Source organism: Ornithinibacillus californiensis (genome assembly GCF_001038485.1).
GTDB classification, from domain to species: domain Bacteria; phylum Bacillota; class Bacilli; order Bacillales; family Amphibacillaceae; genus Ornithinibacillus; species Ornithinibacillus californiensis.
On the sequence record NZ_LDUE01000069.1, the window covers coordinates 54165 to 66432 of the forward strand.

The window sequence follows — 12268 nt, forward strand, 5'->3', positions numbered from 1 at the left end:
TTTTTGTGCGTATCATTTCCCATTCAAAGATTTCCCCTTCAAAAATGATAGAAGAATAAGATCAACAACTCCTATGACACCTGCTGCAATCACAAATATTGTCACGCCAAGACCTTGGCTAATCCCATCAGTTTCTGTTAAAAACCACCAAATACTACCTAGTCCCAAAATCAGTACAGTTGGTAAATATGCTATGACGAATGCAAGAAAAATTGTATTATTTTTCCTAAAATACACACTCCCTACATAGATAGAAAAAACAAAAGAAATAATAATTAATCCAAAATAGATAACTACTTTCACGCTGTCCCCTCCCTTGCTTTATATTCCATAATCATTCTTATAGGAACCCAATCTATTTTATATTATCATGAATATTATGAACATAATACAAAGGTTTAGTGGAGAATAATCATTTTTAAAAAAAGTTTTCTCGTACATAGTATACGAGAAAACTCCTCTAAGGGGACTGACCCCCTAATAATCGCATCATAATATAACCTACTAATAACCCTGGTAACAAAAATAACGCTGGTAAAAAAACGGGACCTAATTGAACTCCCCAAACCCTGAAGTTTGAAGAGAAAATTATCCCAAGCGTTGCAGTATATGTAGCAAATACAAAAGGTAAAAAAGAATAAGGAAGATCTTTACCTTTTGCGTCTTTAAAGGCGTCGTACATAGCAAAAAAATATATACATGGGTAAAACAATAACCATTGATAATCGATTGTTTTGATAGCTTCGTCTGTATTGCCATAAAGACTTAGAATGATTGTTTCATTATAGTTAGATTGAATATTGACGATGAGTACAAGGGCTATTAAAACTATTCCCTTCATATATTTTTGATTCATAAATTGTCCAATACCAGGTAAAATAGATGACCATATTAATAGTTGAATCCTATTGCTTCGCATCCTAAGTAACACCTTCTTTCCGATAAGATGTTCAACACTTAGTCCTTTGCGAGTTTTTTATGATCAGGAATTTGTGGCGGTTGCTCTAACCACTGATTTTTTATCATGATGTCTACCCCTTCGTTGGCATACTGTGCGTTTTCTGCTGCTAGTCGGACATAATCAGCTTGAATATCTTGTCTTAGGCTAGCCGCGGACGCTGTTGCATAATTCGATATACTGGATGCAATCAGTAGAGAAGTATGAAACATAATAAGCTTATCTGAAAAAGGGGGTATCGTTGAATCCGTTACCTCAAGGTCCCACGGCATAGGAGATGGTAAGTCATCATTAGTTAACAGTGCCGAAAATACTTCAATGTGCTTATTGGCAATTTCTTTTCCTTTCAGACAATAGTTTCGAACTTTTTTAGATTTAGCAACTTGAGCTAAACCAGTCAAAAGCGCTTTACCTAGTGCATTTGTTTCCACATTTGCTTTAATATGTGTAATTTCAGCAACATTAAGAGGTCTGTCTTTACTTCCTAGATTAAGCAAACCACCTAAATACTTTTTCTTATCTACAAAATCAACTGTATCTGGGGTAGTAACATATGGCGATCTAATAAATAATCCTTTCTCTAATAATACATCTGTCGTTTTATTGTATAATGTTGTATTTGCTTGTAACGCTTGACTAAGATACCTACGAACCTCATTCTTTGCCGAGGTTACTAATGCCACTCCGTATACTGATAGACCAACTTTTGACATGTTTTTTATATAGTATAGATAAAATGCATCGGAAAATAGACGAGGAGCATTCGGACTTACATCCTCATCTAAAAAACCTACTGGCATTGGTTGATTATCATTTGATAGTAGTTCCTTAGCTATGTTTAGGTTTATTTCTGCAATTTCAAGTGCATAATCCACTATAGATTTTATGTCAGGGTCATCCGTATTGGCTAAAAAGTATTTTAGAATGCAAACAGAAAGACTGTTGTTTTGGTAGCTGCTCCAAACCACTGAAAGTTCGGAAGCTGTCAGCCTTGTAGAGTGATTTTCTTGCATATTTATCCTCCTAGCGTCTTGATATACTTAATATCCACATAAACTTATTTAATATGTAAAAGTTATATAAGATGTTGCTGAAGGATTTTTAAGAACGAGGAGAAATCTCGCTTCTAAGATTGCGAGTCCCCCCTCTCCCTACTATTTCCTTAATTTAAACACCATAAAGCCAGCAAAATTTAAGTCTTCCACATACTTCGGGAATTGCTGTAATACTTCCTCTGTTGGATAAGGCTCTATTAATTCCTCAAGTATAAAACCGGCCCGATGAATTGCTTTAAAATAACTTGTTAAGGTTCGGTGATAATAAACAACTTTTTCCTTCGCATCAGCAGGAAACATTTGATCATAGAACCCTTCATAAAAGTATTTTTCTACCTTCCTATAGAGCTTTTCACCTTGTTGTTTCGAATCCAACCACTATTCGGAGTGATAAAACAAGGATGAAGAATGGAAAATATAAAACTACCACTTGGTTTAAGGAGGCGATACATTTCTTGAAAAGCAGCTTGGTAATCCTCCAAATCCTGCAATACCATATTTGACACAATCATGTCGTACTGATTACCTGCTAAGAAATCTAAGTTCTCACAATTTCCATAGTTGTAAATAATGTTAGTATCTTCTTCCGTACGGTTCTTAGCTAGTTCTAGCATTTTTTCTGAATAATCAACTGCCGTCACAGAAGCTCCTTTTTGGGCAAGGATTCGACTAAGATATCCTTCCCCACAACCTGCATCTAGTACATTTTTTTCGTTCACATCATCCATTAAAGAAAAAATAGTTGGATTTAACAAGGTACGTCTACTAATATCCCCAAGTTCTGTATAGCCCGCAGTAAATACTTCCGCATGCATGTCCCACCGTTTAATTGCTTCTTCTGTCGTCATCGTTTTCTTCACTTTACATCCCTCATCTCTAAAGAATCGATCGTAACGTTACGTTCCCTGTGCACATTATTATTTTTTCATATTCTGAAAAAAAAATATAGACTTATAATTTACTTTTTTGTATCATGTAGATAGAGGCATATCTTCTTTAAGAGCATAATGAAAGCCAGAAATCTTCTTACGATTTCTGGCTTTATTCGTTAATCTTCAATTACTAATCCAACACTGTGTTCATTAACTTTAATATATTTCATATCAGCCTTTTTATTAAAATGCATCTCACTTAGTAGTAAGTTACTTTCTAATAGTTGTTTATGTTCGCGTATTACTGACTCCATAAAGTCTCCAACATCAAACGTTAATTTTACACGTTTTTCAACAGGTAAATTTAATTCCTTCCGATACAGTTGCACGGCGCGGATTAATTCTCTGGCAATACCTTCTTTACCTAAGTCTTCCGTTACAACGGTGTTCAGGAGGATGGAATACGTTTCATTTTCAGCTAGTTCCATTCCAGTTTTTGGCTTAGAATTAACTAGAAGGTCCTCTTTTTCGATCCGTAAGCTCTCTCCTGAAATCGTTTGATACAGAAAATTCCCTGTTTCTACTACACTTTTTTGTTCTTCCTTGGAAAGGGATAATAATGCTCTTTGAACTTCGCCTACAGCTTTCCCTAGCTTTGGACCTGCGGTAGGAAAATTCAGCTTAACTTCATATTCCATCGTATCCCCTGCCTGTTCAAAGGTAACAACCTGCTTCACATTGATTTCATCTACAATGATATCGCGATATGCTAACAGAAATTCTGTATTTTTTTTGTTTCCAACTACCACTAACTCTGAAAGTGGTTGCTTTGTTTTTACATTTGCCGCATTACGAGCACTTCTCGCTAGTTCTACTACTTGCAGCACCCCACTCATTTCCTTTTCCAACTGTTCGTTTATTAATTCTTCATTCACCACTGGAAAATCAACTAAATGAACACTTTCACCCGTTAGGTTGCGATGGACGTCATCCGTAATGAACGGTGTAAATGGTGCTAGTAACCTACTGAGTGTTACTAATACTTCATACAGTGTATGGTAGGCAGCGAGTTTATCCTCATTCATTCCTTCGCTCCAAAAGCGACTCCTCGAGCGGCGGATGTACCAATTGCTTACCTCATCTACAAGTACAGCCAGTTCTCTAGCTGCTGGATTAAATTGATAGTCATCTAGATATTTAGTTACATTCCTTGTTACGGTATGAAGTCTCGATAGTACCCAGTGATCGAGCTGCGTCTTATTGCCGTGCTCATGTTTGCTTGGATTAAATTGGTCAATCTCAGCATACAGGCTTAAGAATGAATGGATATTAACTAGAGTATCTACTAGCTTGGACTTGGCCTGGCTAACAATACTAGCAGAGAAGCGTTTATTATTCCAAGGAGCACTATCTACTAGTAATGCCCAACGTAACGCATCTGCACCATATTTTTCAACCAGTTCCATCGGATTGATTACATTCCCCTTGCTCTTTGACATTTTCTGGCCATCTTCATCTAGAATATGTCCAAGTGATAGCACTCGTTTGTAAGAAGACTTTCCTGTAAATAAAGATGAAACTGTCAGTAAGCTATAGAACCAACCACGTGTCTGGTCAACTCCCTCGACGACAACATCAGCAGGAAATTGTTTCTCAAAAAGCTCTTTATTCTCAAATGGATAATGATACTGTGCGAAAGGCATGGAGCCACTATCAAACCAAACATCAATAACTTCCTTGGTCCGCTTCATATCTCCCTCACAAGACGGACAAGTGAGTAAAACTTCATCAACATAAGGTTTATGCAACTCCAAGTTATGAGGGACTGACCCCTTAGCATGATCTTTGAGGTCTTGAATACTCTTTGGTGCGTATTGATGGTCACAGTTTTCACAAACCCACACATTTAGCGGCGTACCCCAGTAACGATTACGGCCGATATTCCAGTCCACCATATTTTCCAGGAACTTTCCAAATCGTCCGTGTTTCATATGCTCTGGATACCAGTGCACACCTTCATTGTTTTCGATGATTTTCTCTTTTATTTCGGTTGTTTTGATAAACCAGCCTTCCATTGCGTAATAGATTAAGGCAGAATCACAACGCCAGCAATGCGGATAGCTATGCTCATATTTTTCCTTTGAAAATAGTAATTCCTTGTCAGCTAACATTTTAAGGATCTTCACATCGCTATCCTTAGCAAATTCACCTTTCAGCGGTGTGACTACCGACGTATAACAGCCAGCTTGGTCAACAACATTAACGAAATCTAGCCCGTTTTCTTGTACTGCCTTGTAGTCATCCTCACCATAGGCAGGGGCAAGGTGCACAATACCTGTTCCACTCGTATCCGTCACAAAATCAGCAGTAATGACTTTGTGGCCATTGTTTAAAGTTAGAAAATCAAAGGGAGGTTCATAGGCTAAACCAACGAATTCTTTTCCTTTATGATGACTAAGCACCTTAAATTCACCTTCAAAAACTTTTCCTACGAGGTTTTCAGCAACAACATAAACCGCTTCCCCTTGTTGAACCTTCACATAATCTAATTCCTCGTTAACTGCGAGAGCTACATTTCCAGGAAGTGTCCAAGGAGTTGTTGTCCATCCTAGAAAATACTCATTGTGGGTATCCTTCACCTTAAACTTAGCAGTGACCGATAAATCCTTCACGTTTTTGTATCCTTGTGCAACCTCATGCGAGCTTAAGGATGTTTGGCAGCTCGGGCAATATGGGGTTACACGATGCCCTTTCGTTAGAAGACCTTTTTCATGAATGGTCGCAAGTATATTCCAGACACTTTCAATATAATTATTCTCCAGTGTGATATAAGGGTCATCCATATCCACCCAGTACCCGATTGCTTCTGTGAAGTGGCGCCACTCTCGTTCATAATCGAATACACTCTTTTTACATTCCTCTATAAATTTTTCCACACCGAAGGCTTCAATATCCTTTTTCCCAGAGATACCGATTTTCTTTTCTACACCAAGTTCAACGGGAAGGCCATGCGTATCCCATCCCGCTTTTCGAATAACTTGATACCCTTGCATCGTTTTATAGCGGCCGATGAAATCTTTGATGACTCTCCCTAGGACATGACCAGCGTGTGGTAGCCCATTGGCAGTTGGGGGGCCTTCATAAAAGACAAAGGTTTTGTTTCCTTCACGCATTTCAATCGAATGTTGAAATGTGTTTTCGTCTTTCCAAATCGATTTAACACGGTTTTCCCGTTGTACGACTGATTCATTGCTGTCGACTCTTTTCATTACCATTCACTCCTTTAAAAGTAGAAGTCCGGTTGGGGTAAATCCCTTCGTCGTAAGAGAATTGGTTGGCTGCGGGTGGGGTGGTTGACATAATCTTTAGCTTAGATTGAGCAATCTTTAGCGTTTTTGAAATAAACTTTAGCGAAATTGGCTTCATCTTTAGCGATTAACACCTAATCTTTAGCATTTGCGCAATTTCTAACCCAAAAACACAAAAAACCCGCCCCTATAATAGGGACGAGTTTCTACCCGTGTTACCACCCTGATTCTGGAATTTGCCATATTCGACATTCATCCAGCACTCAATCAACGTACCATCATACGCGACCCTTTTAACGGCGGGTACCCGGGAAAGCTTAAAAATGAGAGCTTCAGCTTTCCTTCTCGGAGAGGATTTTCGAACATGGACTGAACATTGGCTTTCACCGAACACCAACTCTCTGTGGATCAGAACACATGCCTACTCGTTCTCGTCAACGAATTTAACCGGCTATATATTAACAATAAGATTAATGGAGGATTGCATTCTTGTCAATAGGCGATTTACTTTTCTACCTTCTCCAGCTCATTTACAAATGCAGGTTTTCGCTCGTACGTATCCTTCAATGCATTCACTAGTTTACTAAACTTTGTTTCTCCGCAAGCATCTTTGAATACTTTTAACTTTCTACATACATTGCGGTATTGCTTACGATCAGTAGCTAGTTCCGCTTCAGATAATATATGCTTCGTGAATATATCCTCGACCCTATCGATATAATCAGTCACTAGGTAGGAATAAAGCTCCACAATGGATGATGGTGATTTCTCTACATAGTTAAGCACTTTATCGCTTCTTTCCTCTGCTTTCGCTATATATTCATAAACATGTGGAAGGTACCCTGATTTTTCCTCGAATAAACGGAAGATGTTTTCTAGCGCTCCCTGCCATTCTTCGGGAGAATATAAGTCTTTCAGCTTCGCATAGGCTTCATATTCATTATCAAGAATAAACTCTATGAGCATTTCTTTTTGCTTTTCCATATCCTCGGTTGCTTCATAGACTTGTAGTCGATATTCTTTCCATTGCTTCACTAGGCCGGGATATAAACTATCATTCGCTTCTCCTTCTTCACAAAGCTTAAGGGCAGTTTCATAGTTTTCATTTTCAATTTCTTTTTCAATCGCCATTTTTCTAAATTCATCATATTCCAAGTGTTTATTCACGAACTGACTAGCTTGATCTATTTCACCGTTTCGCTCTAATATTTTCAATTGAAGCTGCAGTAGAGATTGTTTATCATAATCAGATGATCGTGAAGAAACAGTTGAAACTTGGCTTAACAGTTTTTCCAAGGTTTCCTCTAGTTTTCTTCGCGCAGTTGAACGGGCAGAGTAAATCGTACATACGTCTAACAGCTCGTAACGGGTATCACTCCAACCATCATAACGCTTGTGCATTGCTTCCTTTAGAATCAAGTCAAAGGTATTCCCCTGCACACGATAGTTGGTAGATAGTAGTACTAATGAAGATGCATCTTGAAGAAGTGTGATACTCTCATTCACTACATAACCAATTTCTCCATTTGAATCATCGGTATATTGAAGCATATCAATAACAATGGAAAGCACAGCAATCCCTAACTTCACTGCCATTTCTTCTTCTCCACTGTTTAATTTGTTCCTACCTTTATCAAGGACCATTTCTGCACCTTGTAGGGCGGCGTTTACATTGCGCCATGAGATAAATCCTTGTCTCTTATTCTCATTAATATACTTTCGAATTAATTGTTTACTAGCTTTCACTTCGTCATTCGGTGTAACTAGTTTAAACTCAATCTTCCTTGCGACTTCCTGATCGCCGTCCACTAGTTCCATGACTAATTCAACTAATTCCTTTTTCGAAAGTTTGGCTACTTCCTTTTGTAAATCCAACTTCTCGGACCCCTCTCTTCAAACAAACTCTATACACTAGTGTATCACAACCCCTTCAGTTACTTTCAAGCAAAGCAGTCTACCTCCTTTTATACCCTGTTTTTTAAGACGGCATGCCTACCAATGAAAAAACACACATAATTAGCAAATGACACATTGTCATTTTATGTGTGTTTTATTTGTTCAAAAACTTACAAATGACTTATTTTTCTTGAACTTCAACCGTTTCCACTACTCCAATTTCGTCTTTAGAATTTATCATTAAACTCATTAAAATTAGCTCATAATACATATTAGTGTTACAGTTAATAAGAATATTAAAAGGTAAGTAGGTGTGCATAATGATAGAAATTAAGACATCCTCACTAAGTGATGGAGAATTCAACAGAGGAGTATTTGCAACACGAGATATAAAAAAAGGTGAGCTTTTGCATGAGGCACCTGTCATTGCTTATCCGAATGATCAGCATGAACATATTGAGAAAACCTTACTTGCTGACTATGCATTTGAGTATGGAATAAACCATTCCGCTATCCTTCTTGGATATGGCATGTTGTTTAACCATTCTTATGAACCCAATGCACATTATGACATTAATTTTGATAATCATACCTTCGAATTTTATGCTTATAAGGATATAAAAGCAGGCGATGAGGTTCTGATTAACTATAATGGAGAAGTCGAAAATAATGATCCATTATGGTTTAATGAGGAAGAAGAAGGAGACTAGAGAAATATTAATGTAGTAATGAATGACTAAAGATGGTTTCTCTAGTTAATAAGCTTATCAACAAAGCAGCCAAGTTCGTTCGACGAACTTGGCTCTTGTTCAGTAAGCGAACCCATCCCAATCTCTTTTTAACAAAGAAAAGGAATAATGGTCGTAATATTTACCCTTATATAAATGTTTATCCCTATAAACACCTTCATTTTTAAATCCAAGCTTTTCTAATAACTTAATAGAATTGATATTATCTAGAGCAACATAAGCATTAATTCTATTTAATTTCATATGATTGAATCCACTTTCAATCGCACTAATTAATGCCTCTTTCATATAACCTTTTCCCCAATACTCGTACCATAAATCATAGCCTATTTCTGCAATATTGTTCGATTTGTCCCAAAGATGAAATCCACAGGTTCCTATTTGCTCTCTGTTTTCGTCTTTTTTTACTAGTACCCAGCGATTATACCCCGTTTTTTCTGGGTTTTCATACCATTTAACAAGCTCTATTGCATCATTTCGACTTGTAAATAATTCTTCATCATATAGGAATTCACATACTTTTTCATCACTAAAATGCCTATAAATAAAATCAACATCCTCATGATTTGCATTTCGCAACAATAATCTATCTGTTTCTAGGTTGGGAAATTTTTTTCCTTCTTTCATTTTTACAACTCCTAATCAGCTATTCCAATCCTAATAGTATATTCCGGGTTGAACATCTAGTTTATTCTCATATGTATAATTACCAAAGTGCCATTGATGTTCATAGGTATAATCCAACAATTTAATAGAAATATACTAATATGATATTCTATTACTACTTTATTACACAAGAGGAATTTTACACACACACCTCTTGACCATAGCCAAAATTCCCTTGACACTTTTATACAAAGATACGGCATTATTATATGGTGAGGGGGAGAGAAACAAAGAATGATATTGGTAGGTGAATGTTAAAGTATTTCATTCCATTCAGTCATTTAAAACTTCTAACATACGTACCGGATCAAATCCGAACACCCATTCATCATTAATATTAGTCTGTGGTACAGAGAACCTTCGTGTTTTCCCGATTAGCTTAATCATCGCAATTGGATTCAAATCTACGTTAACTTCTTTGTATTCGATATTCATATTCGTTAAGAATTCTCTAACCATGCCACATACTGGGCACATCGTGGTGGTGTAGAGTGTTATGTTTTGATTCATCCTAGTAACCTCTATTTCTATTAAAATAAATAGTTAAAAGCAGTCCCTGGCCATGGACTGCTTTACTTTTACTATTTGCTCTTATCTATGCAAGCAATTAAACGATTTTCAATATCTGTAGCGACTTCCTGTAAAGATTCATCTTCTACCATTTGGATAAGAGCACTAGGTTTTGGCATACCTATTTTCGTTTTCCCTTGATTGTCTTCGTACACAACAATTTTACATGGAAGAAAATATCCAATTAGTTGATTGGCTGATAATACATTTTGTGCTTCCTGAGGATTACACACTTCTAGTACCGTAAATGGATTCTCTAGTTCAAAACCTTTATTTTCCAGTGTCTCTTTTACATTAAATTGCCACTGGACACCAAATTTTTCTTCTTTTAAATTATCTTCGAGTGATTGTATAGCTTCATCAATTGATTTAGACGTCTCAACAGTATAATGAAACAAGTTCCTCAGCTCCTTAGAAATTTCAAGGTTTATTCGGTTTTGTCACTCCAGTTATTCATACCACCAATCATATCCTCTACCTTATATCCTAATGCTTCTAGGATTCCACAAGCAGCTTTACTACGATTTCCAGATTGGCAAGTAATGATATAGCTTTTACTCTTATCTAGTTCGCCTTTACGTAAAGCCAACTGACCTAATGGGATATGTTTCGCACCAGGTATTTTTCCAGTTGCAACTTCACTACTTTCACGCACATCAATTACGGTTACTTCTTCACCATTCTGAAGACGTTTAGATACTTCCTCAGGTGTTACTTGTTTTGCCATTTTCGTCTTCCTTTCTTAGATCCAGACACTCATTCCGCCTTTAACATTGGAAATCTTTTGAAATCCTTGCTTCTTAAGCATTTTTGCAGCTTTTGCGCTTCTCATTCCACTTTGGCAAATGACAACTACTTCTTTATCCTTATCTAGTGTATCTACTTTACTAGCTAGATTGGAAAGAGGAATATTTTTAAAGGGCTTGCGGTGATTTGCTTTATACTCACCAGGTGTTCGGACATCAATGAATTGTACTGATGTTTCCTTGAATTTATCTTTTGCTTCTTGAACCGTTATATTCGTAACACCTTTTACCGGCATAAAGCGACTTACGAAAAATGCGATGATTAAGATTAAGATGATCCATTGTATAATATCCATTTTCACTACTCCTAATTAGTTATTTTTCGAAAAAAGAAAAGGAGAAATTACTCCATTTCTCCTTCCCAGTCAAGCATTCCGCCTACCATATTGGTTACATTGTAGCCGTTTTGGATTAGGAACTGACATGCGTTACCGCTTCTACCTCCTGAGCGACATACCATGTAGTAATGCTCATTTTTATCTAATTCTTCTAGGCGCTCAGGAATTTGACCTAGTGGAATATGTTTTGCTCCAGGGATGATACCTGTTGCTACTTCAACATCTTCTCTTACGTCAACAATATTTAGTTTTTCACCTGCAGTTAGTTTTTGTTCTAATTCTTTTGCTGTAATTTCTTTCATATTAAATACCTCCAAATAATAGTTTTATACCCTGTTGGGTATGATTTCCTTTAAAAAGAAAAGTTCATCAACTCTTCTAACATACATGAATTGTGAACTTATCTACTCTTAACTAATAAATTTACTGCTTCTTTCACTACTTGCTCTGTGCTTTCCCCATTAGCTATATTTTCCCGAACACATTGTTCTAGGTTCATACTAACAATCACACCAATGGTACGATCTATTGCACTTCGTGAAGCTGATAACTGGGTAATGACATCTTTACAGTCTTCGTTTTTCTCAATCATAGCTAAAACGCCTTTAATTTGTCCTTCTATTCGTTTTAATCGATTGACAACCGATTTATCATATTCCATTTATTATCACTCCTTATCTCTGCATGGACAGTTACTTAAATGGTAACTGGCAATTTGATATCCCCTGCTCTTTAAATATCTTAACCCTAAATTAAGTTCAAGGCGATCATTTGCAATCACGTGTAGTTTTTGTCTAGGGATTTCTTGAATAAATCGTCTCATATAGGCATAAGGAATGCGCATATCGCTTTGGCGATCATTGACATCTATATTATAATCCCTAATATCTAGAACAACAGTGCTTGTCTTATCTTGACCGGTTTTTTCACAAGGAATACCTAGTACAGGAAAATATCTTTTATATAACATTATACATAATATTGAGCCAACAATTAAAATAAAATAGGTAATCATGTCCACCACCTATGATAAAAAGGATATATTCATAT

Annotated in this window: 14 protein-coding genes, 1 pseudogene and 1 other annotated feature; of the genes and pseudogenes, 1 reads left to right on the forward strand and 14 read right to left on the reverse strand. The window is 36.7% G+C overall.

The genetic code is table 11. The features are described from left to right. Positions 1-12 precede the first annotated feature (12 nt). From TE34_RS19220 to TE34_RS19245, 6 genes and pseudogenes are all read right to left on the reverse strand, one after another. Positions 13-303: a hypothetical protein gene (locus TE34_RS19220; protein WP_047986428.1), complete on the reverse strand. Its 291-nt coding sequence runs from the start codon at positions 301-303 to the stop codon at positions 13-15. 157 nt (positions 304-460) lie between these two features. Further along, positions 461-919, reverse strand: coding sequence for a hypothetical protein (locus TE34_RS19225; RefSeq protein ID WP_047986429.1), 459 nt, complete (start codon positions 917-919; stop codon positions 461-463). 38 nt (positions 920-957) lie between these two features. Continuing rightward, positions 958-1971, reverse strand: coding sequence for a DUF3231 family protein (locus TE34_RS19230; protein ID WP_047986430.1), 1014 nt, complete (start codon positions 1969-1971; stop codon positions 958-960). A 141-nt stretch (positions 1972-2112) separates the two neighbouring features. Next, a pseudogene (locus TE34_RS19235) lies at positions 2113-2861 on the reverse strand (class I SAM-dependent methyltransferase). 200 nt (positions 2862-3061) lie between these two features. Continuing rightward, positions 3062-6154: an isoleucine--tRNA ligase gene (ileS, locus tag TE34_RS19240; protein WP_047986431.1), complete on the reverse strand. Its 3093-nt coding sequence runs from the start codon at positions 6152-6154 to the stop codon at positions 3062-3064. 230 nt (positions 6155-6384) lie between these two features. Continuing rightward, positions 6385-6640 (reverse strand) — a binding site (T-box leader). 57 nt (positions 6641-6697) lie between these two features. Further along, a complete protein-coding gene (locus TE34_RS19245) occupies positions 6698-8068 on the reverse strand; it encodes a DUF6880 family protein (protein WP_047986432.1) in 1371 nt (456 codons plus the stop codon). Between the two features lie 341 nt (positions 8069-8409). Here TE34_RS19245 and TE34_RS19250 point away from each other — a divergent pair, with 341 nt between their 5' ends. Beyond that, positions 8410-8799: an SET domain-containing protein gene (locus tag TE34_RS19250; protein WP_047986433.1), complete on the forward strand. Its 390-nt coding sequence runs from the start codon at positions 8410-8412 to the stop codon at positions 8797-8799. Between the two features lie 99 nt (positions 8800-8898). Here the strand turns inward: TE34_RS19250 and TE34_RS19255 are convergent, their stop codons facing one another. The 8 genes from TE34_RS19255 to TE34_RS19290 all read right to left on the reverse strand — a co-directional run bounded on the left by TE34_RS19255 (position 8899) and on the right by TE34_RS19290 (position 12233). Beyond that, positions 8899-9465 (reverse strand): GNAT family N-acetyltransferase, encoded by a 567-nt coding sequence (locus tag TE34_RS19255; protein WP_047986434.1) that lies wholly within the window; start codon positions 9463-9465, stop codon positions 8899-8901. Between the two features lie 312 nt (positions 9466-9777). After that, a complete protein-coding gene (locus TE34_RS19260; RefSeq protein ID WP_047986435.1) occupies positions 9778-10014 on the reverse strand; it encodes a glutaredoxin family protein in 237 nt (78 codons plus the stop codon). A 71-nt stretch (positions 10015-10085) separates the two neighbouring features. Further along, positions 10086-10472 carry a DUF302 domain-containing protein gene (locus TE34_RS19265; RefSeq protein WP_047986436.1) on the reverse strand — a complete coding sequence of 129 codons (387 nt, stop codon included), beginning with the start codon at positions 10470-10472 and terminating at the stop codon, positions 10086-10088. A gap of 29 nt (positions 10473-10501) precedes the next feature. Next, positions 10502-10801, reverse strand: coding sequence for a rhodanese-like domain-containing protein (locus TE34_RS19270; RefSeq protein ID WP_047986437.1), 300 nt, complete (start codon positions 10799-10801; stop codon positions 10502-10504). Positions 10802-10816: 15 nt separating this feature from the next. After that, positions 10817-11176: a rhodanese-like domain-containing protein gene (locus TE34_RS19275; protein WP_047986438.1), complete on the reverse strand. Its 360-nt coding sequence runs from the start codon at positions 11174-11176 to the stop codon at positions 10817-10819. A gap of 47 nt (positions 11177-11223) precedes the next feature. Beyond that, on the reverse strand, positions 11224-11520 hold the full coding sequence (locus tag TE34_RS19280; RefSeq protein ID WP_047986439.1) for a rhodanese-like domain-containing protein: 297 nt from the start codon (positions 11518-11520) through the stop codon (positions 11224-11226). A gap of 98 nt (positions 11521-11618) precedes the next feature. Further along, complete coding sequence (locus TE34_RS19285) at positions 11619-11879, reverse strand: metal-sensitive transcriptional regulator (protein ID WP_047986440.1); 261 nt, start codon at positions 11877-11879, stop codon at positions 11619-11621. A gap of 6 nt (positions 11880-11885) precedes the next feature. Next, complete coding sequence (locus TE34_RS19290) at positions 11886-12233, reverse strand: hypothetical protein (protein ID WP_047986441.1); 348 nt, start codon at positions 12231-12233, stop codon at positions 11886-11888. Positions 12234-12268 lie beyond the last annotated feature (35 nt).

Coding starts and splice junctions, on each gene's coding strand:
- TE34_RS19225 (WP_047986429.1), bottom strand. CDS start 919: ATGCGAAGCAATAGGATTCAACTATTAATATGGTCATCTATTTTACCT.
- TE34_RS19230 (WP_047986430.1), bottom strand. CDS start 1,971: ATGCAAGAAAATCACTCTACAAGGCTGACAGCTTCCGAACTTTCAGTG.
- ileS (WP_047986431.1), bottom strand. CDS start 6,154: ATGAAAAGAGTCGACAGCAATGAATCAGTCGTACAACGGGAAAACCGT.
- TE34_RS19250 (WP_047986433.1), top strand. CDS start 8,410: ATGATAGAAATTAAGACATCCTCACTAAGTGATGGAGAATTCAACAGA.
- TE34_RS19255 (WP_047986434.1), bottom strand. CDS start 9,465: ATGAAAGAAGGAAAAAAATTTCCCAACCTAGAAACAGATAGATTATTG.
- TE34_RS19260 (WP_047986435.1), bottom strand. CDS start 10,014: ATGAATCAAAACATAACACTCTACACCACCACGATGTGCCCAGTATGT.
- TE34_RS19270 (WP_047986437.1), bottom strand. CDS start 10,801: ATGGCAAAACAAGTAACACCTGAGGAAGTATCTAAACGTCTTCAGAAT.
- TE34_RS19275 (WP_047986438.1), bottom strand. CDS start 11,176: ATGGATATTATACAATGGATCATCTTAATCTTAATCATCGCATTTTTC.
- TE34_RS19280 (WP_047986439.1), bottom strand. CDS start 11,520: ATGAAAGAAATTACAGCAAAAGAATTAGAACAAAAACTAACTGCAGGT.
- TE34_RS19285 (WP_047986440.1), bottom strand. CDS start 11,879: ATGGAATATGATAAATCGGTTGTCAATCGATTAAAACGAATAGAAGGA.
- TE34_RS19290 (WP_047986441.1), bottom strand. CDS start 12,233: ATGATTACCTATTTTATTTTAATTGTTGGCTCAATATTATGTATAATG.